Annotated in this window: 23 protein-coding genes; 6 read left to right on the plus strand and 17 right to left on the minus strand. The window is 63.3% G+C overall.

Features of this window, described 5'->3' with window-relative positions; genetic code table 11:
* Positions 1–4: 4 nt before the first annotated feature.
* The 14 genes from NKK52_RS19340 to NKK52_RS19405 form a co-directional block, all read right to left on the minus strand.
* Entirely contained in the window at positions 5–913 is a 909-nt protein-coding gene (locus NKK52_RS19340) for an endonuclease/exonuclease/phosphatase family protein (RefSeq protein ID WP_023683216.1), read from the minus strand.
* 88 nt (positions 914–1,001) lie between these two features.
* Complete coding sequence (locus NKK52_RS19345) at positions 1,002–2,555, minus strand: cation:proton antiporter (RefSeq protein WP_023683215.1); 1,554 nt, start codon at positions 2,553–2,555, stop codon at positions 1,002–1,004.
* Between the two features lie 152 nt (positions 2,556–2,707).
* Positions 2,708–3,772 (minus strand): ABC transporter ATP-binding protein, encoded by a 1,065-nt coding sequence (locus tag NKK52_RS19350; protein WP_023683214.1) that lies wholly within the window; start codon positions 3,770–3,772, stop codon positions 2,708–2,710.
* 30 nt (positions 3,773–3,802) lie between these two features.
* Positions 3,803–4,594 (minus strand): ABC transporter permease, encoded by a 792-nt coding sequence (locus tag NKK52_RS19355; RefSeq protein ID WP_023683213.1) that lies wholly within the window; start codon positions 4,592–4,594, stop codon positions 3,803–3,805.
* Complete coding sequence (locus NKK52_RS19360; protein ID WP_023671170.1) at positions 4,591–5,505, minus strand: ABC transporter permease; 915 nt, start codon at positions 5,503–5,505, stop codon at positions 4,591–4,593. Before NKK52_RS19360 ends, NKK52_RS19355 begins: the two co-directional genes overlap by 4 nt.
* Positions 5,506–5,568: 63 nt before the next feature.
* Complete coding sequence (locus NKK52_RS19365) at positions 5,569–6,675, minus strand: ABC transporter substrate-binding protein (protein ID WP_023671169.1); 1,107 nt, start codon at positions 6,673–6,675, stop codon at positions 5,569–5,571.
* Positions 6,676–6,914: 239 nt separating this feature from the next.
* On the minus strand, positions 6,915–8,087 hold the full coding sequence (locus NKK52_RS19370; RefSeq protein ID WP_023683212.1) for an iron-containing alcohol dehydrogenase: 1,173 nt from the start codon (positions 8,085–8,087) through the stop codon (positions 6,915–6,917).
* A gap of 18 nt (positions 8,088–8,105) precedes the next feature.
* Positions 8,106–9,491, minus strand: coding sequence for an aldehyde dehydrogenase family protein (locus NKK52_RS19375; protein ID WP_352629604.1), 1,386 nt, complete (start codon positions 9,489–9,491; stop codon positions 8,106–8,108).
* Between the two features lie 13 nt (positions 9,492–9,504).
* Positions 9,505–9,924 (minus strand): type II toxin-antitoxin system VapC family toxin, encoded by a 420-nt coding sequence (locus NKK52_RS19380; protein ID WP_031197611.1) that lies wholly within the window; start codon positions 9,922–9,924, stop codon positions 9,505–9,507.
* The gene (locus NKK52_RS19385; protein WP_023683210.1) at positions 9,921–10,376 is read right to left on the minus strand and encodes a DUF7662 domain-containing protein; all 456 of its coding nucleotides are present in this window, start codon (positions 10,374–10,376) and stop codon (positions 9,921–9,923) included. Before NKK52_RS19385 ends, NKK52_RS19380 begins: the two co-directional genes overlap by 4 nt.
* Positions 10,377–10,466: 90 nt before the next feature.
* Complete coding sequence (locus NKK52_RS19390; RefSeq protein WP_023671164.1) at positions 10,467–11,837, minus strand: glutamine synthetase family protein; 1,371 nt, start codon at positions 11,835–11,837, stop codon at positions 10,467–10,469.
* 79 nt (positions 11,838–11,916) lie between these two features.
* Positions 11,917–13,473 (minus strand): amino acid permease, encoded by a 1,557-nt coding sequence (locus NKK52_RS19395; protein WP_023671163.1) that lies wholly within the window; start codon positions 13,471–13,473, stop codon positions 11,917–11,919.
* A 78-nt stretch (positions 13,474–13,551) separates the two neighbouring features.
* Positions 13,552–15,096, minus strand: a complete 1,545-nt coding sequence (locus NKK52_RS19400; RefSeq protein ID WP_023683209.1) for an amino acid permease — start codon at positions 15,094–15,096, stop codon at positions 13,552–13,554.
* A 17-nt stretch (positions 15,097–15,113) separates the two neighbouring features.
* Positions 15,114–15,932 (minus strand): N-formylglutamate amidohydrolase, encoded by an 819-nt coding sequence (locus NKK52_RS19405; RefSeq protein WP_023683208.1) that lies wholly within the window; start codon positions 15,930–15,932, stop codon positions 15,114–15,116.
* Between the two features lie 147 nt (positions 15,933–16,079).
* Here NKK52_RS19405 and NKK52_RS19410 point away from each other — a divergent pair, with 147 nt between their 5' ends.
* The 3 genes from NKK52_RS19410 (at position 16,080) to NKK52_RS19420 (ending at position 21,367) form a co-directional block, all read left to right on the plus strand.
* Entirely contained in the window at positions 16,080–16,904 is an 825-nt protein-coding gene (locus NKK52_RS19410; protein WP_023671160.1) for a MurR/RpiR family transcriptional regulator, read from the plus strand.
* A gap of 171 nt (positions 16,905–17,075) precedes the next feature.
* Complete coding sequence (locus tag NKK52_RS19415; RefSeq protein ID WP_023683207.1) at positions 17,076–18,239, plus strand: efflux RND transporter periplasmic adaptor subunit; 1,164 nt, start codon at positions 17,076–17,078, stop codon at positions 18,237–18,239.
* Positions 18,236–21,367 carry an efflux RND transporter permease subunit gene (locus tag NKK52_RS19420; RefSeq protein WP_023683206.1) on the plus strand — a complete coding sequence of 1,044 codons (3,132 nt, stop codon included), beginning with the start codon at positions 18,236–18,238 and terminating at the stop codon, positions 21,365–21,367. The genes NKK52_RS19415 and NKK52_RS19420 overlap by 4 nt, the downstream gene beginning before the upstream one ends.
* Before the next feature lie 181 nt (positions 21,368–21,548).
* Here the strand turns inward: NKK52_RS19420 and NKK52_RS19425 are convergent, their stop codons facing one another.
* The 3 genes from NKK52_RS19425 to NKK52_RS19435 are packed head-to-tail and all read right to left on the minus strand — an operon-like array spanning position 21,549 to position 24,041.
* Positions 21,549–22,586 (minus strand): zinc-binding dehydrogenase, encoded by a 1,038-nt coding sequence (locus tag NKK52_RS19425; RefSeq protein WP_023683205.1) that lies wholly within the window; start codon positions 22,584–22,586, stop codon positions 21,549–21,551.
* Between the two features lie 11 nt (positions 22,587–22,597).
* On the minus strand, positions 22,598–22,900 hold the full coding sequence (locus tag NKK52_RS19430; protein WP_084633971.1) for a zinc-binding dehydrogenase: 303 nt from the start codon (positions 22,898–22,900) through the stop codon (positions 22,598–22,600).
* On the minus strand, positions 22,803–24,041 hold the full coding sequence (locus NKK52_RS19435) for an acyl-CoA dehydrogenase family protein (protein ID WP_023683203.1): 1,239 nt from the start codon (positions 24,039–24,041) through the stop codon (positions 22,803–22,805). Before NKK52_RS19435 ends, NKK52_RS19430 begins: the two co-directional genes overlap by 98 nt.
* 115 nt (positions 24,042–24,156) lie before the next feature.
* On the opposite strand from NKK52_RS19435, the gene NKK52_RS19440 reads away from it, so the two are divergent.
* The 3 genes from NKK52_RS19440 to NKK52_RS19450 are packed head-to-tail and all read left to right on the plus strand — an operon-like array spanning position 24,157 to position 26,515.
* The gene (locus NKK52_RS19440; RefSeq protein WP_023683202.1) at positions 24,157–24,972 is read left to right on the plus strand and encodes an SDR family oxidoreductase; all 816 of its coding nucleotides are present in this window, start codon (positions 24,157–24,159) and stop codon (positions 24,970–24,972) included.
* On the plus strand, positions 24,969–25,484 hold the full coding sequence (locus NKK52_RS19445) for a MaoC family dehydratase (RefSeq protein WP_280790513.1): 516 nt from the start codon (positions 24,969–24,971) through the stop codon (positions 25,482–25,484). The genes NKK52_RS19440 and NKK52_RS19445 overlap by 4 nt, the downstream gene beginning before the upstream one ends.
* Positions 25,481–26,515: a phosphotransferase gene (locus NKK52_RS19450; protein ID WP_023683201.1), complete on the plus strand. Its 1,035-nt coding sequence runs from the start codon at positions 25,481–25,483 to the stop codon at positions 26,513–26,515. Before NKK52_RS19445 ends, NKK52_RS19450 begins: the two co-directional genes overlap by 4 nt.
* The last annotated feature ends 39 nt before the right edge of the window (positions 26,516–26,554 follow it).

Below are 26,554 nucleotides of genomic sequence, written 5' to 3' on the forward strand. Positions count from 1 at the left end.
GGGCTCACCGATCTCCTGAGCTCAAAGGCGTTTCGAGATCGATATCGATCCGGACCGGAAAATGGTCTGAAGCGATCTCGCCTATATCGGCACTGACCGAGCGCACACGGTCCGCGAACATACCGCCGACGAAGCAATGGTCGAGCCGGCGTTTTGCCACTTTCCCGTCGATCGTTTTCACATGGGTGTGGAAATCGGCAGCCGGCTCGCTAGCGACGGCAACGGCATCAACAAAGCCGTCGAGATAAGCTGCCCCGCGATGATAGGGCGTGCTGCCGACGATGCGGCTGTATTCGGCGCTGCCCGGCTCCATGTTGAAATCGCCCATCCAGATCGCAGCTGTCGGGTTTTCCGGCTCGGCCTCGCCACTGGTCCAGTTGCGCGAAGGCTCATCGTCCGCGCCGCTCCACGGGCCGCCCTCGGACGGCGCGCGGCGATGCTCGGCCAAGAGATAGTCGATCTGCTCCAGACGCTCCTCCGCCGCGATATGGGCGAGATGCAGCGACAGGACCCTTACCGGTCCGGCCGGCGTGCGGATCATGCATTCGAGCGCGGCGTTGCGCATGTTGAGCGGCCGCAGCGTGCGGCGCATGGGCAGCGCGTGCAGCCGCGACCAGGCGATCGGCAGCTTCGACAGCAGCATGGTGCCGAACTGGCGGCGGCGGTTGACGACCCGGCCGTCGCGCTGCTCACTGGCGTCCATGTCGAAGGCCGGGCCATAGACCCAGTAATAGCTAGGCAGCAGCTTGGACAGGACCTCCGGCTGGTCGTCCTCATTGGTGCGCTGCCAATGCCGCTCGACCTCCTGCAGCGCGATGATATCGGCGCCGTCGACCAGCTTGGTGCAGCGCGAAAGATCGTAACGGCCATCGCCGCCGAACCCGTACTGGATGTTGTAGCTGACCAGTTTCATTGCTTATCCGGCTCAATTTCGCTTTGGCAGTAGCGGTTCGGCAGACGGGTTGCAATGTACCGGCACGACGGCGGAACTGCGCCAGCGTCTATGATGTGGTCAGCGGCTGGAACCGGCCCGCCGGCGATGCCGCCAGTTCGGCCCAGTCGATCTCTTCCTCCAGCCGGTGGTAGGCTTCGTCGCCGATCGTGCCGTTGCTGCGCAACTCCTCGAGCGTGTCGCGCTGGCGGTTGATGGCATAGAGGCGCAGCCGGTCGTATTCGGTCGCGGCCTGAGCGTCCTCCGGGTTTTCCGCAATCAGGCGCTGCGCTTCATACTGTTCGCGCACGACGGCGGCGGCCGCAGATGTCTTGCGGCTCAGCACGTCCAGTGCTGCCTGCATGATGGCGACGCGCGCCTGCGCCACCTCATTGTCGACGGTTCTATCGGGGTCGAAGTTGATCCAGCGCAGCAGCGGCTTCAGCGTCATGCCTTGCAGCACCAGCGTGCCCAGCACCACCGCGAAGGCGGCAAGCACGATCGGGTCGCGGCCGGGAAAATCGGCCGGCAGCGCAATGGCCACCACCAGCGTCACCAACCCACGCATGCCGCACCAGCCGACAATGACGGCGCCGCCGAACGTCGGCAATTCCCGCCTTGCCTCTTGGCTGCCGAAGCGGGCAAGCCACCGGATGATCGCGACGTAACTCGCCACCCAGACAAGGCGCGCGACGATAACGACGACCAGCACCGTTGCGGCGAAAAGGAATGCTTCGCCTTGCCCGTCGCCGGCCAGCCTGCCAACGATCGTGCGTGCCTGCAGGCCCATCAGCACGAAAGCCAGCACGTTGAGCACGAACACCGCCGACTCCCAGACCGAATAGGTGCTGACGCGGCGTCTCGCCGACGACTGGCGCGGCCCCCTGCGCGCAATGGTCATGGCATAGACGACGATGGTGATGATGGCGGAAAGGCCGAGCCTGTCGGCGATGATCCACACGGCGAAGGTTCCGGCAAACTGCACCACCGTGCTGCTCGCCGCATCCTCGATGCGGCCGAGCGCCAGCAGCGAGACGCGGCCAAACAGATAGCCCGCGATCACACTGCCGATCGTTGCCAGCAGGATCACCGGAACGGCGTTGCTGAGCATGATCGTGCCAAGCGCGGCCGAAACCGCCAGCCGGTAGATCAGCAGCGCCGTGGCATCGTTGAGCAGGCTCTCGCCCTGCAGGATGGCGGTGATGCGGTGCGGTACCTTGAACTGGCTGAGCACGGCGGATGCGGCCACCGCATCCGGTGGCGCGACGATGGCGCCAAGCGCGATTGCCGCCGCGATCGGCAGGCCGGCCATCTTCCAGCCGACCAAGGCAACCACCACGGTGGTGAAGACCACGGCGCCCAGCGCGAGCAACGCGAGCGACAGCCGGTAGCGCTTGAGGTCGCGCAGCGACGTGTCATAGGCGGCGTCGAGAAGCACCGGCGCGATGAACAGGGCAAGCGCCAGCTCCGGATCGATCTCGATCGTCGGCGCACCGGGTACGAAGGCAATCGCGACGCCGGCCAGAGCCAGCAGGGACGGATAGGGAATTTCCAGCCGCCGCGACAGCGCCGTCAGCGCGACGGCAGCCAGAAGCAGGATGAGGGTAAGTTCGAATAGCGCCATGGCCCATCGTAGCGGCGAAGCGGCATCATGGGCAGTGGCTGGATGGCAAGATGCTGTTGATTGTCCAGCAAACGCCCGACCTTGGCAGGATACGGCCGTTCATCGCGCTGGCCTGATTCGACCGTCTCGGTTCCCTTGGGATGCTGCTTTTACTAGTGCAGCACCAGCATGTCGCTCGATGAAAACGATATCTCCGCCTTCTCGCCAACAGCCGGCGGTGGTGTGGCCGGGCTGTTGAAGGTGTCGAGCGACACCGTGTTGCCGCCGATGCCGACGCGAACGCGGATCACCGAGCCGAGGAAGTGCACTTCGGAGATTTCGCCCGACAGGCTTGAATCGCGACCGGGCTGGCGCCCTAGCGAAATCGCCTCGGGACGCAGCGCCAGCGACAGGGTGTCACCGGACTTCGAGCCGTTGAGCTTGCCCTTGAGCGAGACTTCCTGCGTGTTGACTTGCACCGTGCCGGCCGCGGCGTCAGTGACCTTGCCTTCGAGCACGTTCAGCGTGCCGACGAAATTGGCGACGAACTTGGTCGCCGGCCGGTTGTAGATCTCGAACGGCGTGCCGACCTGCTCGGCCTTGCCGCCATACATCACCGCGATGCGGTCGGAGATCGACAGCGCCTCTTCCTGGTCATGTGTGACGAAGATGGTGGTGATGCCGAGCTTCTTCTGGATCGAGCGGATTTCCTCGCGCAACGACACACGTACCTTGGCGTCGAGCGCCGACAGCGGCTCGTCGAGCAAAAGCAGCTTCGGCTTCGGCGCGATGGCACGCGCCAGCGCGATGCGCTGCTGCTGGCCGCCGGAGAGCTGGTAGGGATAGCGGTCGGCCATCTGCGGCAGCTTGATGATGTCGAGCATCTCGGCCACGCGTCTGTCGATGTCCGCCTTGGGCATGCCGGCGACCTTCAGGCCAAAGCCGATGTTTTGCGCCACCGTCAGGTTGGGGAACAGCGCATAGGCTTGGAACACCATGCCGACATTGCGCTGGTTGGGCTTTAGCCTCGTGATGTCCTTGCCTGCGACGACGATCTTGCCCGCCGACGGCTCTTCGAAACCGGCGACCATGCGCAGCACGGTGGTCTTGCCGCAACCCGATGGCCCAAGGAAGGAAACGAACTCGCCCGGCTCGACATCAAGATTGAAATCTTCGACCACGGTGGTGGCGCCGAAGGATTTTCGCACATGCTGGATGGAGAGGAATGGTTCGGCCATGGCTTTTTCTTTCGATCAGTACTTTGTCGATCAGTTCGGGCGGTTCGCCGATCTCGGCGCGAAACGGGACAGAATCTGGATCAGCGACATACAGCCCCAGGTGATGGCGAAGGCGATGATGGCAAGCGCCGCCGGCTCATAGGCGCGGTTGGCGCCAACGTTTTGCAGATAGGGGCCGAAGGCGGGCCGGTTGAGCAAGCTGGCCATGGTGAATTCGCCAATGACGATGGCGAAGGTAAGGAAGGCGCCCGACAGCACGGCGATCAGCACATTGGGCAGGATCACACGACCAATGATCGTGCCCCAACCGGCGCCAAGGATCTGCGCCGCTTCGGTCAGCGTCCTGACGTCGATGGTACGCAGTCCGGTATCGACCGCGCGATACATGTAGGGCAGCGCCAGCATTGCATAGCCGATGACCAGCAAGGCATTTGTGCCCGTGTCGGTCGCCAGGAACGGCAGCGGCGAATTCGAACCGTACATCCTGATATAGCCGAAGACGATGACGATGGCGGGAATGACCAGCGGCAGCAGCGTGATGAACTCTACGATCGGCCGCAGTTGCGGCAGGCGCAGTCGAATCCAGTAGGCGGCGGGCACCACGATCAACACGCCCAGAATGATGGTGAAGATGGCGGCAAGCACTGAGTAGCCAAAGGTCGCCTGAAAACGAGGGTCGCCAAGCACGATCTGATAGGCGTCGAAGGAATAAGCGCCGCGCCGCATGCGCAAGGAAAATTCCACCGTCGCGATCAGCGGAATGAAGAAATAGGCCGCGCCCAGCCCGAAGACGACCCAGGCCCAGAATTTTCCGGACTTCATTTCAGCCACCTCTCCGAGCGCGTCCGGAACCAAATGTAGAAGACATTGGCCAGCCCGGTGATGACGATCATGCCGAAGGCGATCGCATAGCCGAGATGGGCATTGTGCAGCACGTCACCGCGTATCTGTGCATAGAGCAGGATCGGCACGATGTTGAGTGAAGAGCCGGTCAGCGCATAGGCGGTGGCGATGGCGCCGAAGGCATTGGCGAAGAGCAGGATGACCGTGCCGAGGAAACTCGGCCAGATCACCGGGATGACCACCATGCGCCAGTATTGCGTCTGGGTGGCGCCAAGCGTCGCCGCAGCCTCGCCCCACTCCTTCTTCAAGCCGTCGATCGCCGGCGTGATGATGACCACCATTAGGGGAATCTGGAAATAGACATAGGTCAGCGTCAGGCCCCAGAACGATAGGATGTTGAAGCCGTGCGCATAAATGTTGAGGCCGAACACGGTGTTGAGCAGCACCGTGGCGAGACCGAGGCGTCCGAGCGTGGCGATGAAGGCGAAGGCCAGCGGTACGCCGGCGAAATTGGAAGCCACGCCGGAGAATGTCAGCGTCGCCGAACGTATCCACTCCGGCAGGCCGCCGCGCACGATGGCGATGGCGATGCCGAGACCTGCGAAGGCGCCGATCAGCGACGAGGAAAGGCTGACCTTGAGCGAGATCCAGTAGGCGGCGACAATCGATGGCTGCGCCAGTGCTGCTATGTTTTCGAACGTGAATTCGCCGGCATCGTTCTGGAATGCACCCAGCATCAGATAGAGCGTGGGTAGGATCAGGAACATGATGGCGAAGATGAAGAATGGCGCAACGCCGAGCCATTGCGTCGGCAGTCGCATTGCACGCGCCTCGCTGGGGGGCGCGGTCTTCCCGGCAACTGCGTGATCGGAAAGCGAGATATCTGTCATGCGCCGGCTACCGTCTCCGAGGAACACCGGGCGGCCGCGAGGCCGCCCGGTTGGTTTCAAGCCTTACTTGACGTTGGCGCCGACGACGGCATCCCAGTTCTTGGTGACGGCTTCCTTTGCCTTGCCCTGCTCGTCCAGCGTCGGGAACACCGCGGCAGCGTAAGCCTCGGCCGGCGGCAGCTTGGCCATCACGTCCGCCGGGAGCTTGCCGTTCTTGGCAAGATCGTTGAAGCGGATCGGGTGGCAATAGCCCTTCAGCCAGCCGATCTGGCCTTCGTCGGAGTAGAGATACTCCAGCCAGAGCTTGGCAGCGTTCGGATGCGGTGCGAAAGCACTGATCGCCTGCACATAGACGCCGGCAACGACACCGGTCTTGGGCACGACGACGTCGACGGGCGGATTGCCCTTCAGCGTGTCGCGACCGGCAAGTGCATTGTAATCCCAGGTCACCAGGATCGGCGTCTGGCCTTGTGCCAGGGTCGCCGGTTTGCCGATGACCGGCACGAAATTGCCGGCGGCGTTAAGCTTCTTGAAGAAGTCGAGACCAGCAGTGCCAGCAGCTTCGCCGGCAGCCGCACCACCGGAAATGCCGGCCGCGTAGACGGCCTGGATGGCCTGGTTCGAGGCGCGCGGGTCGCCGGCAAGCGCCACGGTGTTGGCGAATTCCGGCTTCAGCAGGTCAGCCCAGTCAGCAGGCGCTTCCTTGACGAGGTCCTTGTTCACCAGGAAGGATAGCACGCCATAGTAGTCGCCGGTCCAGTAACCATCGGCATCCTTGGCGCTGTCGGGGATCGAGTCCCAGGTCGACACTTTGTAGGGCTGGATCAGGCCGTCAGCCTTGGCGGTCGGGCCGAAGGACAGGCCAACGTCGATGACGTCGGGCGCCTGCGGGCCCTTGTTGTCCTTGTTGGCCTTGATCGCCTCGACCTCGTCGCCGGAGCCGGCATCGGGGTTGAGTTCGTTGATGGTGATCTCAGGATACTTTGCCTTGAAGCCGTCGATGACGGCGCCGTAGCCGCACCAGTCATGCGGCAGCGCGATGGTCGTGAGCTGGCCTTCCTTCTTCGCAGCGGCAACCAGTTCATCCATGGACTGGGCCGACGAGATAGCAGAGGTCGCCATGAGGGCGACGGCCGAAAGGGAAAGCACTTTCCCTGTGAACTTGAACATGTGTTCTCTCCGTTGAACTGGCGTCCTGGACGCCTGCGATGCGGTATCGGTTTCATATGACAGCCAGATGAAAGCTTTTTGAAACTGGCCCCCGGCGGTACGAAAAGTTAACTCTTTTTAACCGGCTGTAGCAATTAGCCTCGACTTAATTTCCCGGCTAATGGTTTATTGCCTTGCTTTTTGCCCCCTTGCCCTTCCTTTCCCTTCGTTTTTAGATCACGTCCGGCGCAGAAACCGCCTCAGACAGTGCCGGCGATAGTGTTCTCGAGCAGCGTCAGCGCCGCCTTTTTGGTCAGCCTGACCGGGTTGCCGCCGGCGGTCGGATCGACCACCGCCATGTCGGCGATCAGCCCTTTGCGCTTCTTGTCCATGTCGAGCCCCTTGATCAGATCGGGCAGCGCATGCGGCACCTTCAATTCCTTGCGCAGCTTGATGATCGCTTTGGCAAAGCCGTCGAAGCCACCCTTGATGCCGCAATAGGCAGCGAGCCGGGCAATCCGCTCCTCGATGGAGTCGCGATTGAAGGCCAAGACATAGGGCATGAACACCGCATTCGTCATGCCGTGATGGGTGTCGTAGAGCGCGCCGATCGGATGCGACAGCGAGTGGATGGCGCCAAGACCCTTCTGGAAGGCGGCAGCACCCATGGCGGCCGCACTCATCATGTGGGCGCGCGCGACAAGGTCCTTGCCGTTGGCGTAGGCCTTGGGCAGGTTCTCGAACACCAGGCGCACACCTTCCACCGCAATGCCGTCGGCCATCGGGTGATAGCCCGGCGCGCAATAGGCTTCGAGGCAGTGCGCCAGCGCATCCATACCGGTGCCGGCGGTGATGAAGCCGGGCATGCCGACCGACAGTTCCGGATCGGCAATGACGATTGCCGGCAAAAGCTTCGGATGGAAGATCACCTTCTTAGTGTGCGTCGCCTCATTGGTGATGACGCCGGCACGCCCGACTTCCGAGCCTGTGCCGGCAGTGGTCGGCACGGCTATGATCGGCGCGATGGCATCCGAATTGGCGCGCGTCCACCAGTCGCCGACATCCTCAAAGTCCCAGATCGGCCGCGTCTGGCCAGCCTGGAACGCGATCAGCTTGCCGAGATCGAGCGCTGAACCGCCGCCGAAGGCGATGACGCCGTCATGCTTGCCCTTCTTGAACACGGCGATCCCGGCGGTGAGGTTGGAATCGACCGGGTTCGGCTTCACCTCGGAGAACACGCCATAGGATACCTTGGCGTCGTCGAGGATTTTCAGCGTCGAAGCGACGACCGGCAGTTTCGCCAACCCCGGATCGGTGACGAAAAGCGGCCGCTTAATGCCGGTGGCCGCGAGCACCTCAGGCAGTTCCTTGATGCGCCCGGCACCGAAGCGGACGGTGGTCGGGTAGTTCCATTTGGAGATCAGCTTGGACATGTCTTGTCTTTCAAAAAATCAGATGGCTTCGCGCAGATGGAAGGATTTCGGCCGGGTCAGATTGTCGTAGCCGAGCGCCGAAAGGGCGACGCCTTTGCCGGTGTCCTTGACGCCGGTCCAGACCAGCGCCGGATCGAGGTAGTCGCAGCGGTTCATGCACACGGTGCCGGTCTCGACGCGGTCGCCGATCGCCACCGCATGCTCGATATCGCCGGTCCAGATCGAAGCGGTCAGCCCGTAGGGGCTGTCGTTCATCAGCGCGATCGCCTCCTCGTCGTTACGCACCTTCATGATGCCGACGATCGGGCCAAAACTTTCCTCGCGCATGACGCTCATCTGGTGGTCGACGCCGGTCAGCACTTCCGGCGCCAGATAGGGCGAGCCGGCCTTGTCGTTAGCCACCTTCATACTGATGTGTGCGATTGCACCCTTGCGCAGCGCCTCGACCTTCTGCTCGCGGATCAGGTCGGCAAAGCGCGCCTGCGCCATCGGCCCCATTGTCGTCGCCTGTTCCAGCGGATTGCCGACGACATAATTCTTCGTCTCGGCGATGAAACCTTCGACGAACTGGTCGTAGACCTTCTCATGCACATAGACGCGCTCGATGCCGCAGCAGCACTGGCCGGAATTGTAGAAGGCGCCGTCGACCAGATTGGCCACCGCATGGTCGAGCTTGGCGTCGGGCAGCACATAGGCCGGATCCTTGCCGCCGAGTTCGAGCCCGAGCGTCATGAAGGTGCCGGCCGCCGCCTTCTCGATGGCGCGGCCGCCGCCGACCGAACCGGTGAAATTGACATGGTCGATCTTGCCCGAGCCGAGCAGCTTCTCAGTCTGGGCATGGTTCAGCACGACATTCTGGAACACGCCCTTGGGCAGCCCAACCTTGTCGAACGCCTGCTGGAACCGTTCGCCGACCAGCAGCGTCTGCGCCGCATGTTTGAGGATAACAGTATTGCCGGCCATCAGTGCCGGCACGATGGTGTTGACGGCGGTCAGATAGGGATAGTTCCACGGCGCGATCACCATGACGACGCCGAGCGGATCCTTCTTCACATAGCGTCGGAAGCCGCCCTTCGGGTTGGATGCCGGCACGGATTTCAGCGCGGCTTCAGCGATCTCGACCATGTAATTGGTGCGTTCCCTGACGCCGCCGAACTCGCCGCCATAGCGCACCGGTCGCCCCATCTGCCAGGCGATCTCCGGCACGATCTCGTCGGTCATCGCGACCAGCGCTTCGAGCATCGCCAGCATAAATTTGCCGCGCTCGACGATCGGCTTCAGCGCCCACTTCTCCTGCGCCGCTTTGGCGCGCTCGACCGCGGCATTGATCGCCTGGTCGGTCGCGATCGGTCGCTCGGCATAGATCGAACCATCGATGGGCGATTTGAGTTTTACGGTTTCCAAAGGATGCTCCAGTTTAGCAGGCTAGCGTACGCAGATGGCCGTTGCGGCCATAGCGAAGGATGGGCTCGTCACGCGTCACCAGAACCATGTCCAACGCTCTCGCACTTGCCATCAGTATCCGATCCATGGGATCACCATGAGGCGGACCGGGCAGGTTGGATGACGCAATCAGAATGGCTGGTGAGATAGCGCTGAGCTTTGCCGACATTCGGTCGATGAAACGCTCCACGAAGTCGAGTGGCGTCAATGGCAGATTGAGCCGGCCCTTGGCTACGCCGATTCCGATCTCCCATGCCGACATCGGCGAAAGATACAGACGGCCGTCATAGGCCGCTTCCGAAATCTCCCGGCTTGCGTGCGGATCGATCAGACTATCGTTGGCGACAAAGATCATCGCACATGTATCCAGAAGCAGGTTTGGCCCTTCGCTCATTTACTCACCGCAAGTTTGCCGTCACGCGCGTCAGCCTCACCGCCCAGATAGCCCCGGTCCCATGGCTCGTCATCGAAAGGTTTGGTGATATCAAATCCGGCTTCGATTGTTATCAGGCCCTTCATGAAACCAAAACCGGGGTGGCGATCCGCGCGCGCCTCCTTTGGCGCGGCAGGCACGCTACCACTGGGCGGCGCCGAAATGGGCACTTTGCGAACGCGGCGAAATACCAATTTCCCACTCCCTATATTGACGGATTCGGTCTCGAACCCAGCCTCAAGCCACTCCCTTGTCATGGGATTGTTGCTCGGATTGTTGCTCCACCATGCAGGGTATTGCTTCGATGCGGGCAGCGGCAGATTGAGCACTCTCTCGATTTCGGCGAATGACATCGGAATGCGATCGACATTTTGGGCAATGAGAAAGTCCTTGAGCGGCGCATATTTGGACATTGCAAACTCCTCAATGTAGCGCACTGCAGTTTACAGGTACCATATGGTACTAACTTCACTACATTGTCAACATTAAAGCTGTATAAAGTTTTAATACCGCTCGAACCCCCTGTGCAGTTCCCAATCCGTAATGCGGCGGTCGTATTCGAACTGCTCCCACTTTGCGGTGTGGACATAATGTTCGAGCACATCGTCGCCGAGCGCCTGCTTCAACATCTTCGACTTGGCCAGCGTCTCGGTGGCGTCGCGCAGCGTCTTCGGGATCTCCGGCAGGCGCGAGGCCTGGTAGGCATCGCCGACGAACGGCTTCTGCAGTTCGAGCTTCTCGTCGATGCCGGCAAGGCCGGCGGCGATCAGCGCCGCGAAAGCGAGATAGGGGTTCAGGTCGGCGCCGCCGATGCGGCATTCCATGCGGATGCCCTTGGTGCCCTCACCGCACAGGCGGAAGCCGGCGGTGCGGTTGTCCTCGCTCCACATGATCTTGGTCGGTGCGAAGGTGCCGGCCTGGAAGCGCTTGTAGGAGTTGATGTAGGGCGCCAGGAACCAGGTAAACTCCCTGGCATATTTCAGTTGCCCAGCCGCCCATTGCTGGCCAAGCGTGGACAAAGTCCAGTCCGCCTTCTTGTCGAAGAACAATGGCGTCTTGCCATCGGCGCTCCACAGCGAATTGTGGATGTGGCTGGAATTACCGGCGAGCCCGTAATTGTATTTCGACATGAAGGAAATCGACTTGCCTTCGGACTCGGCAATCTCCTTGGCGCCGTTCTTCAGGATGACGTGGCGGTCCGCCATGTCGAGCGCCTCGGCATAGCGCACATTGATCTCTTCCTGCCCCGGGCCCCATTCGCCCTTGGAGTTTTCGATCGGAATGCCCGCCGCTTCCATCTCGTTGCGAAGCCGGCGCATGACGCCTTCTTCCTTGGTGGTGATGCCGATCTGGTAGTCGCCGATATAGGGCGACGCGGTGTCGAGCCCCTGCCAGTGCTTCTTGCGGGCGGAATCATAGGTCTCGTTGAACAGGTAGAATTCGAGCTCGGAGGCGAAGTAGCCGATATAGCCGCGTTCGGTGAGCCGCTTGACCTGCTTTTTCAGCATCGCGCGCGGCGAATGCGGAAGGTCGTCATGGGTGTGGTGGTCGAGCACGTCGCAGATCACCAGCGCGGTCTTTTCCAGCCACGGAATCCGCCGCAGCGTGGCAAGGTCCGGCTTCATGACGAAGTCGCCATAGCCCTTCGACCAGCTTGCCGCCTTGTAGCCCGGCACCGGCTCCATATCGATGTCGGCGGCGAGCAGATAGTTGCAGCCATGCGTCTCGTCATGAGCAGAATCCACAAAGTACTGCGCCAGGAAACGCTTTCCCGCGAGCCGCCCCTGCATGTCGACGATGCAGGCCAGCACCGTGTCGATCTCGCCATTGGAGACCGCTTTCTTCAACTGATCGAACGAGAAATTTCCGGCCATTCCTTTGGCACTCCAGTGCTTGGTCGTTGAGGACGAAACCATAGCCGGCTGCACGCCGGCCATGGCCATGATGGTGACGTCAGTGGCCGGTTTCGCCGACAGCCTGTTCGGCAGCCTTGATCGCTGCCTGACGCGCCGCGATGATGTCGCCCAGCGGCGGGCCCTGGAAGCGATTGCGCTCGAAGGCGAACCAGACAATCGCCGTCAGGATGAAGAAGCCGACGGTGATGTACAGCGCCCAGTCGTTCGGCGGCTGGATGCCGATGATGAAGATCAGGATCATCGACACGATCGAGAGAACGCCGAACAGCATGAAGATGCCACGGCCCAGGTTCCACGGTCCCATCTTGTCCCACTTCGGCGTGCCCCAGGCCAGCATGCCGAGCACGATCGGCACGGTGAAGGACAGGAACAGGAAGATGACGGTGCAGGACACGACGATGGTGTAGGCCGAAGTACCGGCGACCGAAACCAGCGTCGAACCCCAGACGAACAGCACCGACAGGACCGACGCCGTCCAGATCGCCGCCACCGGCGTGCGATAGGTCGGGCTGACCTTGGCCAGTGCCGACGAGCCCGGCAGGCCGCCGTCACGCGAGAAGGCAAAGATCATGCGCGAAGCCGAGGTGACGGTTGCGAGGCCGCACAACAGCTGGGCGATGAACACGACGAGGTAGACGAACTCCTTGAGGCCGGGACTGACGCGCTGGTCGAAGGCCCAGAAGAACACGTTCCAACCCTGCTTGGCGGCGTCGTCCATGTTGGGGATCATCAGCACGAAGGCGGCCAGGAACAAATAGCCGAAGACCGCCGACCAGATAACCGACATCACCATCGCACGCGGCACCGATGAGGCCGCCTTGATGGTTTCCTCGGAAGTGTGTGCCGAAGCATCGTAGCCGGTGATGGTGTAGATCGGCAGCAGAAGGCCGAGAGCGAACACCCAGGCGTTCGAGACGGACGGCCAGACGCTGGCGCCGGCCTCACCCGAGTAGTTGTGGAAGGTGAAGAGCCGGCTGAAATCCCAGGTCTCGGCGGAGAACAGGCAGACGACAGCAATCAGGATCGAGCCGAAGAAGATCAGGTAACCCGAAAAGTCGGTCAACTTCGCAGTCAGCTTGATGCCGAGATGGTTGATCAGCGCTTGGGCGCCGGTGATGATGACCAGGAAGATCATCTGATTGGTCAGCGTACCCTCGATGCCGAGCGTCGGCCCGAAGGCGCCGATGAAGAACGTCCAGGTGCCGACATTGATGGCGCCGAGCACGGTGATCAGGCCGAGCAGGTTGAGCCAGGCCGTCACCCAGCCAGTGCCGCGATTGCCGAGGATCGAACCCCAGTGATAGAGGCCGCCGGCCGTCGGATAGGCCGAGCTGATCTGCGACATGGCGACCGCGAAGGTCAGCGAGACGAAGCAGCCGACCAGCCAGCCGATGCCGATGCCGATGCCACCGGCGCCCGACGTTGCCTGCGCCAGCGAATTGATGCCGCCCGACAGGATGCAGATGATGGAGAAGGAAACGGCGAAGTTGGAGAAGCGGCTTAGCCGCCGCTCAAGTTCCTGGGCGTAGCCCATGGAATGGAGGTGCTTTACGTCTTCCGCCTTGTCTGTGTCTGAATAACCCGGTGCTGCCATTGTAGTCCCCTTTGCGTTCTTAGCTGGCCGGCCCTGCCCCGGTCGGCTTGCGCCGGCCGGAGCATCTAGTCTTTGCTGTTAGCCTGCCGTCTGGCCGACGGCTGCTTCCGCGGCCGCGATCTCGGCAGCGCGGCGAGCAATGTCGGCGCCGATCGGCGGGCCCTTGAAGCGGCGCGATTCGATGCCGAACCACAGCACCACGAGCAGAACGATCAGGCCGATGGCATAGTTGATCAGGATATCGAAGGGCGGCTGGATGCCGGCATACATCAGCACCAGAACGCCAAGCACCGTGATGACGGCGAACGGCTTGGACCAGATGCCGAGGCGGAACGGGCCGAATTCGGTCCAGCTCTTGCCCTCGGCAAGCAGGCCGGCGGCCACGGGCATAGCGTAGGACACGTAGAGGAACAATGCACAGCCGGCCGCCAGTGCGGCAAAAGCCGGCGAGTACAATGTCGCTGCGACCGCGAGCACCGCTCCGAGCCAGATTGCCGCCACCGGCGTGCGCCATGTCGGGCTGACGGTTTTCCACACCGACGAACCGGGCAGGCCGCCGTCACGCGCGAAGGCAAAGATCATGCGCGAGGTCGACGTCAGTCCGGCGAGAGCGCAGATGAAGTTCGCCAGCACGATTGCGATGGCAATGATGCTCTTCAGCAGGAATGGTGCCGGCAGGTTGTTGAAGAGATTGAACCAGGCATTGGCGCCATCCTTGGCCGTCGCTGCCAGATCGGGGCTGGCCAGTACGAACGAAACGGCCATGACGAAGCCGAACACCAGCGACCACAGGACCGAATGGATCATGCCGCGCGGCACCGCCACGCGGGCATTGTGGGTCTCTTCGGACGTGTGGGCCGAAGCGTCGAAGCCGGTGATGGTGTAGAGTGGGTAGAGCAGGCCGATCAGGAAGGCGACGAGTGCCGTCCGTGCGGTCGGAACGTAGCCTGCGCCTGGATCACCGGTGTTGTTGACGAAGGTGGTGAGCCGCGAGAAATCCCAGCTTGCGCCCCAGATCAGGAACATCGCGGTCAACACGACGGCGACGACCAGAATGAGGTAGCCCGAGAAATCCGTCAGCATGGTGGTGAGCCTGATACCGAAATGGTTGATCAGCGCCTGTGCGACCGTGATGATCACAACGCCGATCACCTGCTCCTGATAGCCCCACGCGGAGACGTCGTTGCCGAACACGCCGGACCAGACAAGGTCCTTGAACAGCGCGTAGACGCCGACATTGACCGAGGCGACGACGAAGACCAGGCCGAGCAAGTTGATCCAGGCCGTGGCCCAGCCCCAGCCGCGCCCGCCGAGAATTGACGACCAGTGGTAGAGACCGCCGGCCGTTGGGTAGGCCGAGCCGATCTGGCCAAGGGACGCGGCAACGACAAGTGCAAAGACGCCGCCGATGACCCAGCCGACAGTCGCCTCGAAGCCGCTGCCGGTCGCCATGGCCAGCGGGAAGGACGTGATGCCGCCCGCCAGAATACAAATGATCGAAAAGGAAATTGCGAAATTCGAGAAGCCGCTCATGCGGCGAGCCAACTCCTGGGCATAGCCCATGCTATGGAGGGTTTTTACATCCTCCGATCTTTCAGCGTCTGATTTGTCCGGTCCTGCCATTTTCGTCCCCTGTTTTTCTAGCTGGCCGATTGAACTGACTTTCCCATTGCGTGTCGCCGGGAACCCTTGGCCTCCTCGGGTTCCAGGTCAGAAAAAATGCCCGTGAGCAGATCCGCCCATTTCCGCTGCCCGGTCTCGCCGGAGATCTCGTCGTTGCGGATTTCGATCATTGCGCAGGCAAGGCCGCGCGAGCGTGCATGGCGCTCCAAAGTGAAATAGACGCGGTCGGCCGGCGAATAGGGCTCGTTGATGCCGACACTGACGCCGGAGAGCCGCTGCAGCGCCGCTATCAGCGGCGACGCCAGCCGGCGGTCGTCATCATGGATGATGCCGATATGCCAGGGCCGCTTCTTGCCCTTGTAGACGGGGGTGAAGGAATGCACCGACACCAGACGGGTCTCCTGCCCACGCGCCTGCCGGTCGTCGATGATCGATGCGATCGTGTCGTGGAACGGCCGCCACGACAAAGCGATGCGCTCAGCGCGCTCACTGTCCGACAGGCCGGCATTGCCCGGAATGGCCGTCGTCTCGCTGACGGGCGGCACTAGGTCCGGTGCGTCGAGCGGACGGTTGCAGTCGATGATCAGGCGCGAGATGCGGGTTTCGATGAGCGTCGCATCGAGGGCGGTCGCGATGCGGCGGGCCACCGGCAGCGCGCCGGGGTCCCAGGCGATGTGGCGGGAGAGGTCCTCGGCCGGCAGGCCAAGCGTGCCGAATGCCGACGGCAGGAAGTTGGAAGCGTGGTCGCAGGTCAGCACGAAAGGGCTGGACCCGCCGGGGTTCGTCACCCCTACGGTATCAGACGATGCAAGGCTGGCGGGCCGTGCTCTCTCCATAGTCTGCCGTCCCCTGGGGAGCGCTGTATCTTATGTTACGTATTTTGCCTCATTGCGTCCCTGTGGATGATTTCATACAGTTTGTCCGGCTTTGTCAAACGCGATTTCAGGGAAGCGGTCTGGACGGGCTCAGGGGTGGGGAAAACGATGATTTCCAGCATTGCCGAACTGATTTCGGACCGCATCGGCACGATGCCGGCCGGCGAGCGCCGCGCCGCGCAGACACTGATTGCCAACTATCCGCTGATCGGGCTGAAGACGGTCGCCGAGTTCTCGACCGCCGCCGGCGTATCGTCGCCGACCATCCTGCGCTTTGTCTCCAGGCTGGGGTTCCAGAACTATCCCGAATTCCAGTCGGCGCTGCAGGACGAACTGGCGGCGCAATTGCAGTCGCCGGCATCGCGCACGCTCAACCCGGCCTCCCCAAGCGGTGCAGTATCGCCAATGCTGGAGGCGACGCTGGACAATATGCGCGAGACCTTCAGGCATCTCTCCGACAGACAGCTTGCCGACATCGCCGCAAGGCTTGCCGACCGGCGCGGCAAGACATTCCTGATCGGCGGCCGCTTCACCGATCCGTTGGCACGCTACATGGCCGCCCATCTCGCCATCATCCAGCCCGATGTCTATCACCTTGCCGGCCAGGAGAGCATCTGGCGCGACCGGCTGATCGACATGGGCAAGCGCGACGTGCTGGTGATCTTCGACATCAGGCGCTATCAGGACAGTCTGGTCCGCTTTGCCCAGACCGCGCATCAGCGCGGCGTTCAGATCGTGCTGTTCACCGACCAGTGGCTATCGCCGATCGCCCGCTTCGCCCGCCATGTCATTGCCGGACGCACCGCCGTGCCTTCGGCGTGGGACTCTTCGGCCGCTCTGTTCGTTGTCGCCGAGACGCTGATCGGCGCCGTCACGAGGCAGCTCGAGGCCGACAGCGCCAGGCGCATCCGCGACCTCGAAAGCCTGCGCTGACACGTTCAATCCCCGCCGCAGGTGCGCAAAATTACGCAGATTTAATGTGCATGGAAGCGGCAGAATTGCCATAAAGCCATGATATTGCGGCGGCTTCGCACATACCGGGTGCGTCGCTGCGCGTTTTTTTGCTTGGCGAAACCCGTAGACGTTTTGCCAACCGGAGTGTCGATGGTCGCCTGGAAACAGATCGTTTTTGCGCTTGTGATCCTGGTCGCGGCTGTCCTCGCCTGGGCGCGATTCTTCCCGGGCGCGCCGGAGGTTCTAGCACGCTGGGGCATCGACTGGACCTATCCTTCGGCGCCCGCCACAACCGGTGCGGTCGACACGACGAAACAGGCAGGCGGCCGCAACGCTGCCGGCCGCCCGGCAAATGTCGTCGCCTTGCCGGCGACCACCGCCACCATCAACGATCGCCTGCAGGCGATCGGCACCGGCCGCGCCAACGCCTCGGTGACGGTCAACCCATACAGCTCTGGGCGCCTCGTTGAATTCCTCGTCCAGTCCGGTACCCGCGTCGACAAGGGGCAGATCATCGCTGTTCTCGATTCCGAGACCGAGGTGATCTCGCAGGATCGTGCCAAGCTCGCCTTGCAGGATGCCCAGGACAAGCTCGAGCGGGTGAAATCATTGAGGGCCTCCAACGCCGCGACCCCGGTCGCCGTCGCCGATGCCCAAGTGGTGCTGGCCGGCGCCAAACTGGCGCTGCAGGATGCCGAACTCGCCTTGCAGCGTCGTTCGATCGTCGCCCCTATCGCCGGCACGGTCGGCATCCTGCCGATATCGGCCGGCAATTACGTCACCAGCCAGTCGGCGATCGCCACGCTTGACGACCGCTCCTCCATCCTGGTCGATTTCTTGGTGCCCGAGCGCTTCGCCGCCGCCGTCAAGGTCGGCGCGCAACTGTCGGCGACGCCGATCGCCAATCCGAGCAAGGCCTATACCGGCACTGTGTCGGCCATCGACAACCACATCGACGAAAAGAGCCGCACCCTGCTGGTCAAGGCTGCAATCGCCAATCCAGCGGATTCGCTGCGCGCCGGCATGTCGTTCGGCATCACCATGCGCTTCCCCGGCGAAACCTACCCGGCCGTCAGCCCGCTGGCGATCCTGTGGGGTTCCGACGGCGCCTATGTCTGGCAGATCGAGGACGGCAAGGCCAGGCGCGTTCCCGTGCGCATCATCCAGCGCAACACCGAGACGGTGCTGATCGACGCCGAGATCGAGGATGGCGACATGGTTGTGACCGAGGGCACCCAGAGCGTCAGCGAAGGCGGCGCGGTCCGCATCGCCGGCCAGGATCAGCGGGCCGCGGACGCGGCCGAAGGCTCATGACCGCGCCTGTCAGCACCGCCAGCGAAACCGGCTTCACCGCTCTCTTCATCCGCAGGCCGGTCATGGCCTTCGTGCTGAACACGCTGATCGCAGTGGCCGGCCTTGCCGCTTTCTACGGCGTCGAAATCCGCGAACTGCCCGATGTCGACCGCGCCGTGGTCACCGTGTCGACGGCCTTCGAGGGTGCCGCCGCCGAAACCGTCGACCGTGAACTGACCGACACCATCGAGGGCGCGGTCGCCCGCGTCTCCGGCGTCAAGTCGATCTCGTCGACCTCTTCCTTCGGCCAGAGCCGCGTCACCATCGAGTTCAACGATGGCGTCGATTTGAACGTCGCCGCCTCCGACGTGCGCGACGCGGTCGGCCGTGTCGCCAACATGATACCGGAGACCGCCGACCCGCCGCGCATCGTCAAGGCCGATGCGAATTCCGATGCCGTGATGCGACTGGCCGTCACCTCCGACACCATGTCGGTGCAGGACATGACGGTGATCGTCCAGGACCAGATCGAGGACGAACTGGCTGCCGTGCCTGGCGTCGCCGACGTTCAGGTCTATGGCGACCGCGACAAGATCTTCCGCATCGATGTCGACCAGAACAAGCTCGCCAGCCTCGGCTTCACTGTGGCCGATCTGAGGGCAGCGCTTGCCTCGGTCGCTTTCGATTCACCAGCCGGTTCGATCACCACCACCAACCAGGATCTCATCGTCCGCACCACGGCCGATGTGACGACGCCGGAAGAATTCGAAAACATCATCATCGGCGGCACGACGCGCATCCGCGACGTCGCCACCGTCACGCTCGGTCCCGACATCGGCCAGACCTCGTTGCGCTCCGACGGCAAGACCGGCATTGGCCTTGGCATCATCCGCCAGGCGGAATCGAACACGCTGGATATTTCCACCGGAGTGAAGGCAGCCGTCGCCAAGCTGCAGGAAAACCTGCCCAAGGGCATGTCGATCAAGATCACCAGCGACGACGCAGTCTTCGTCAACGGCGCCGTGCACGAGGTCGAGATCGCGCTCGGCCTGTCGATCTCCATGGTGCTGATCGTCATCTACATCTTCCTGCTCGACTGGCGCGCGACGCTGATCCCTGGTCTGTCAATGCCGGTCGCCATGATTGGCACCATCGCCGCCATCTATCTCGCCGGCTTCTCCATCAACATCCTGACGCTTCTGGCGCTGGTGCTGGCGACCGGCCTTGTCGTCGACGACGCCATCGTCGTTCTGGAAAACATCGTGCGACGGCGCAACGAAGGCATGGGGCCTCGTGCCGCCGCCGTGCTCGGCGCCCACGAAGTGTTCTTCGCCGTCATCGCCACGACGCTGACGCTCGTTGCCGTTTTCGTGCCAATCTCCTTCCTGCCGGGACAGACCGGCGGCCTGTTTCGGGAATTCGGCTTCGTCCTCGCCATGTCGGTGCTGCTCTCCTGCGTGGTGGCGCTGACGCTGTGCCCGATGCTGGCCTCGCGCATGTTGACCGGCGCATCGCTCCACCATGAAGGCGGTCACGGCATTGGCGCGCGCGTCGGTGGCGCGCTGAACGCGGCCTACAAGCGCGCCCTGCATGCCTGCCTCGGCGCGCCGTGGATCGTGCTGCTGGTTGCGGTGCTGTTTGCGGGCGTCGCCTTCAGCCTGTTCGGCACCATCCGCCAGGAACTGACGCCGAGCGAGGACCGCGCCGTCGTGCTGTTGCGCATCAACGCGCCGCAAGGCGTCAGCCTCGATTACACCACGCAGCAGATGCAGAAGATCGAGCGACTGATCCAGCCGCTTCGCGATTCCGGCGAGATCGTCTCGACCTTCGAAAACGCCGGCCAGAACGGCGCCTACAATTCCGGCTTCATGGTGATGACGCTGGCGCCGTGGGACGAGCGCACGCGCAGCCAGCAGGAGATCATGGCGCAGATAAGCCAGCTGACCCGGCCGGTGCCATCCGTGCGCATCTTCCCGGTGCAGGCCAATAGCCTCGGCATTCGCGGCGCCGGCAACGGCCTGCAATTCGCGCTGGTCGGCAACGACCGCAAGGCGCTCGGCGACGCGGCGGTCAAGATCATCGCCCGGATGCAGGCCGATCCGCGCTTCCAGACGCCGCGGCTTTCCATCGACCCGACGCAGCCGCAGCTGGCGGTGGCCATCGACCGCGAGCGCGCCTCCGATCTCGGCATCGACATATCGGGTCTCGCCAACACCTTGCAGGCGATGCTCGACGGCAACGATGTCGTCGATGTCTACATCGCCGACCGCAGCTATGGCGTGAAGCTGGTCTCGACCACCAACCCGATCAATGATCCGACCGATCTGGAAAACATCTTCCTGAAGACCGCCGACGGCCGCTTCGTGCCAATGTCGACCATCGCCACGCTGACCGAGCGCGCCGTGCCGCCGTCGCTGACCCGCGAACAGCAGCAGCCTTCGGTGGCGATCACCTCGAACCTGAACGGCAATTTCGCACTGGGTGACGCGCTCGGCGTTGCCGAGCAGATCGCCGCCCCGCTGCTGCCGCCGGGCAGCCGCGTCCTGCCGCTGGCCGAAGCCGCGACGCTCGGCGAGACCAACAGCGCCATGATCACCATTTTCGGCTTCGCGCTGGTCATCATCCTCCTGGTGCTCGCCGCCCAGTTCGAAAGCTTCGTCAGCGCCGTCATCATCATGGCGACGGTCCCCCTCGGCCTTGCCTGCGCAATCTTTGCGCTGCTTTTGTCAGGCACCAGCCTCAATGCCTACAGCCAGATCGGCCTCGTGCTTCTGGTCGGCGTCATGGCCAAGAACGGCATCCTCATCGTCGAATTCGCCAACCAGCTGCGCGACCGCGGCCTCGGCGTGCGCGAGGCGATCGAGCAGGCCTCGATCATCCGCCTGCGGCCGGTGATGATGACGATGATCTGCACCATCCTCGGCGGGGTCCCGCTGGTGCTGGCCGCCGGCGCCGGTGCCGAAGCGCGCATCGCGCTCGGCTGGGTCATCGTCGGCGGGCTGGGTCTCGCCACCGTCTCGACGCTGTTCCTGACCCCGGTCGCCTACCTCCTGCTCGGCCGCTTCGTCACGCCGAAGGCGCATGAGGAAGCGAGGCTGAAGCGGGAGCTTGAGGAAGCGGCGTACGCCAATGTCGAGCCGGCGGAGTAGCTCCGCTTACCATCCCCCTTGTGGGGAGGGTCGGACCGCAGGTCCGGGGTGGGGTGCAGCGCCAACTAACGTCGGTCCAGCGCTCCCGCGAATAACAGAGGTAGGAGCCAAGACCCCCAACCCGACGAAAGAGCAAAATTGCTCTTTCGTCGACCCTCCCCACAAGGGGGAGGGTAGAAAGTCACGGCCTAATAAACACCTTCCCGTTCGGCTTGGCCAGCTCCGCCGGGGCCTTCGCCATCGCCTCATCCAGCGGTAGCACCGCCGTCACGTCGGTTGACCAGCGCCCATCCGAAAAGCGCTTCTGTGCTTCCATGATCGCCGGGCTGCGCTTGTCGCGGAACTGGCGCATCCATTCGACCAGCCAGAAGCCTTCAATGTGCTTGTGTTGGAAGATCATCTGGCCGGGCTCACGGATGACAGTGGTGTCCGGATCGAGCCGTCCATAGATGATCCAGCGCGAGCGCTTCGGCATGGCGTCGAAGATCGCCGAGGCCAGCGGCCCGGTCACGGCATCGAGGAAGATGCGCGGCTGCTCGGCCTTGACCACATCGCGTAGTGCTGCCTTGAAATCCGGCGCCTTCTCGTTGAGCACATGGGCAGCCCCGATCTCCTTCAACAGCGGAATCTGCTCGTCGCGGCGCACGGTGACGATCGGCCGGAACCCAGCCTCCTTGGCGAGACCCGCGATCAGCTTGCAAAGCTGGCTGGCGCCGGCGGTCATGATGAAGGCTTTTTCGCCCGTCTCCTTGACGATGTCGAACATGGCGAGCGCCGTGAGCGGGTTGACGATCATCGCCGCGCCATCCTCGTCGCGGACCGTGTCGAGCAGCGGAATGCAGCCGGCAGCTTCGGCAACTGCATAGTCCGCCCAGGCGCCCCAATTGGTGACGCCGGTGGTGAAGGCGATGCGCTTGCCGATCAGGCTTTTCGCATAGGGCTCGTGGCCGCTGGCAACGACCGTGCCGACACCCTCGAAGCCGGCCGGCTGGCCCTTGGCGCGCGGCTGACCGTACTGGCCCTTGATGAACATGACGTCGGACGGGTTGATCGAGGCGAGGCTGACCTTGATCAGAACCTGGCTCGGTCCGGGCGTCGGCACGCCGATGCTGCCAAGCTTGAGATACGGCTCCATCGCCTCCAGCGCACTGCCGGAGGGCGTCCTGGTGTAGCCGTCGCCGGTCAGCAGCAGTGCTTTCATGTCTGAGGGGATCGCCATGGCGGGGCTCCTTACAGTTTGAGGATGAGCTTGCCGGATGCGCCACGGCCAAGCACGCGCGTCACCACGGCGGCGGCATCGGCCAGCGGATAAGTGCCTTCGATGGCCGGCCGAACCTTGCCGGCGAGATGCCAGCCGACCAGCTCCTTCAGATTGTCGGCATGGACGAGCTGGTCGAGCGGCGCGAAATCGCGGGCGATGAGGGTTTTCATCCACTCAGACCCTTTCCTGCGTGTATTTCCTGAGCTCCGTGCGCGCCACCTGCCGGCGGTGCACCGCGTCCGGCCCGTCGGCGAGGCGCAGGGTTCGCAGATGCGTCCATGAGCGTGCCAGCGGCGTGTCCTGGCTGATGCCTTGCGCGCCGAACATCTGCACTGCCTCGTCGGTGACCTTGAGCGCGACGCGCGGTGCGATGACCTTAATCTGGCTGATCCAGGGCGCGGCTGCGCGCGCATCGCCCTGGTCGATCATCCACGCCGCCTTGAGGCAGAGCAGCCGCGCCATCTCGATCTCCATGCGGCACTCGGCGATGATGTCGAAATTGGCGCCGAGCTTGGCCAATGGCTGGCCGAAGGCCTCGCGGCGCACCGAGCGCTGGCACAGCAGCTCCAGCGCCATTTCGGCCTGGCCGATGGCGCGCATGCAATGGTGGATGCGGCCGGGGCCAAGCCGCCCCTGGGCGATCTCGAACCCCCTGCCCTCGCCGAGGATCAGGTTTCCGGCCGGCACCCGCACATTGTCGAAGCGAAGATGCATGTGGCCATGCGGCGCGGCGTCATCGCCATAGACCTGCATCGGCCGCAGCTTGGTCACGCCCTTGGTACCGGACGGCACCAGGATCATCGAATGGCGGCGGTGCTGCGTCTCGGCTTCGCCGGTGCGAACCATGACAATGTAGATGGCGCAGCGCGGGTCCCCGGCCCCCGACGCCCACCATTTCTCGCCGTTGAGTACATAGTCGCCGCCTTGCTTTTCGCAGCGCATGGCGATGTTGGTGGCGTCGGAGGAGGCGACATCCGGCTCCGTCATCAGATAGGCCGAGCGGATTTTCCCCTCGAGCAGCGGCGCCAGCCATGCCTGCTTGTGGTCCTCCGAGCCATAGCGCTCCAGCACCTCCATATTGCCGGTGTCGGGCGCCGAGCAATTGAAGGTCTCCGCGCCGAGATGCGCCTTGCCCATCTCCTCGGCGAGATAGGCATATTCGACGGTTGACAGCCCATAGCCGCGCTCGGAGCCGGTCAGCCAGAAATTCCACAGGCCGCGCTCCTTGGCCGTTTTCTTCAACCCTTCGAGGATCTCGGTCTGCCGCGCGGTGTAGACCCAGCGGTCGCCGCCCTTGCCGACCTCGCTCAAAAACTCATGATCGAGCGGCATGATCTCATCGCGCACCATGGTGGCGACGCGGGCGTGAATCGGCTGCAGCCGCTCGGTCATGCCGAGATTCATGTCGCTCATCGCTCGCTAACCCTTCACGCTGCCCGGACATTTATCCGTGGCAAGGATGACCGTACTTCGGATAGCCTTGTCAACGCGAACTGTTGCCGGGCGGCAAGGAAGAGGCGGAGGAGCGATGAGCTATCTGAAAGAACTGTTCTCAGTCGCCGGCAAGACAGCGCTGGTGACGGGAGCCGCGACCGGCATCGGCCGCATGGTGGCGACCGCTTTGGTCCAAGCCGGCGCTACCGTGATGATCGCCTCGCGCAAGGGCGAGGATTGCATCAAGGTCGCCGCTGAGTTGAACGGGCTCGGCGGCTCCGGCAGTGCCGAAGGCTTTGCCGGTGACGTCTCGAGCGAAGCAGGCATTGCCGCGCTGGTCGGCGAGGTCAAGGCGCGCACCGAGAAGCTGCACATTCTGGTCAACAATGCCGGCATATCCTGGGGTGCCTCCCTGGAGGATTTTCCCTATAGCGGCTGGGCCAAGGTGTTCGCCGTCAACGTCACCGCCGTCTTTCATCTGACGCGCGAATTGCTGCCGCTGCTGGAAGCCGCCGCGAGCGATGCCGATCCGGCCCGCGTCATCAATCTGGGCTCGGTGATGGGCACGCAGCCGCTGGCCGACGATGCCTATTCCTACACCGCGTCCAAGGGCGCCGTTCACCACCTGACGCGCACGCTGGCGATCGAACTCGCGGCGCGGCGCATCACCGTCAACGCCTTCGCGCCCGGTCCCTTCCAGAGCCGGATGACCGCCTTTGCCACCGGCACCGAAGAAAAGGCCAGACATGTCGGCAGCCATGTGCCGATCGGACGTATCGGCGTGGCGGATGACATCGGCGGCGCAACGCTCTATTTGTGCAGCCGTGCCGGTTCCTATGTCACCGGCGCCATCCTGCCGATCGACGGCGGGCAGTCGGTGCAGCATGGGCTGACATTGTTCAAGGAATGAGCCGCGGTCGGCGGCAAGGGGAGGACACCGCAGTGGAACCGATCAGTCTCGATGTGCTTCTGGCCAGCGTCGGCAAGGAAGTCGGCGTCTCGCCATGGCGCGAGGTCACACAGACCATGATCGACCAGTTCGCCGACGCCACCGACGACCACCAGTTCATCCATTGCGACCCCGAGCGGGCCAAAAACGAGACGCCGTTCGGCGGCACCATCGCGCATGGCTTCCTGTCGTTGTCGCTGCTCTCGGCGATGACCTTCGAGACCATGCCGCCGCTGGAAAAGGGCAAGATGGGCGTCAACCACGGTTTCGATTCGCTGCGCTTCCTGGCGCCGGTGAAGACCGGCGCGCGCATCCGCACCCGCTTCGTGCTGGCCGACGTCAAGGTCAGGCCGTCGGGCTGGGTGCAGACGGCGCATGACGTGACCATCGAGATCGAAGGCTCGAAGAAGCCGGCGCTGACGGCGCGCTGGCTGACGCTGACGCTGATAGAGCGTGAGCCGGAGACCGCATGAGCGGCGACGCCAACGCGCTGGACCAGACGGCACTAGCGCCCTATCTCGGGGCGCACATCCCGGGTTTTGCCGGGCTTTCCGCAATCGAAAAATTCAAGTCCGGCCAGTCCAACCCGACCTATCTGCTGACCGCGGCCAGCGGCCGCTATGTCCTGCGCGCCATGCCGCCGGGCCAGTTGCTGAAATCGGCGCATCAGGTCGACCGCGAATTCACGGTCATGAAGGCCCTGGCCGGCACCGCCGTGCCGGTGCCGGCGATGCTGCATCTGTCGGCGGAGGCGACGCCGATCGGCCGCATGTTCTACGTCATGGACTTTCTCGACGGCCGCATCTTCTGGGATCCGGCAGTGCCGGAGGCCGCTGGCAACGATGAGCGCGCCGCCCTCTACGATGCTATGAACGCCACGCTTGCGGCCCTGCACGATGTCGATGTCGAGGCGGTCGGGCTCGGCGATTTCGGCAAACCCGGCAATTACTTCGAACGCCAGCTGGCACGCTGGACCAGCCAGTACCGCGCCTCGGAGACCGGCACGGTCGCCGACATGGACCGGCTGCTCGCCTGGCTGGAGACGCATATGCCGGCCGATGACGGCCGAAAATCACTCGTGCATGGCGACTACCGGCTGGACAACATGATCTTCGCGCCCAGCGAGCCGAAAGTGCTGGCGGTTCTCGACTGGGAACTGTCGACACTCGGCCATCCCTTCGCCGACATCGCCTATCAATGCATGCAATGGCGGCTGCCGCACGCCTCAGGCTTTCGCGGCCTTGGCGGCGTCGACCGCGCCGCCCTCGGCCTGCCCTCGGAGGAAGCCTATGTCGCGGCCTATTGCAGGCGGCGCGGGCTGGGCGGCATCGACAATTGGAGCTTCTTCCTCGCCTTCTCCTTCTTCCGTTTGGCGGCCATCTGTCAGGGCGTCTACAAGCGGGCGCTCGACGGCAACGCCTCAAATCCCGAAAAGGCAAAAACCTATGGCGAAGCGGTGAAGCTGCTGTCGCACCTTGCCGCCAAGCTGATCGACCGAACCTGACTCGACAATGAGATATTGTGGTCGGCGCGATTTGATGAC

The organism is Mesorhizobium sp. C277A, from assembly GCF_040324395.1.
GTDB lineage: Bacteria > Pseudomonadota > Alphaproteobacteria > Rhizobiales > Rhizobiaceae > Mesorhizobium.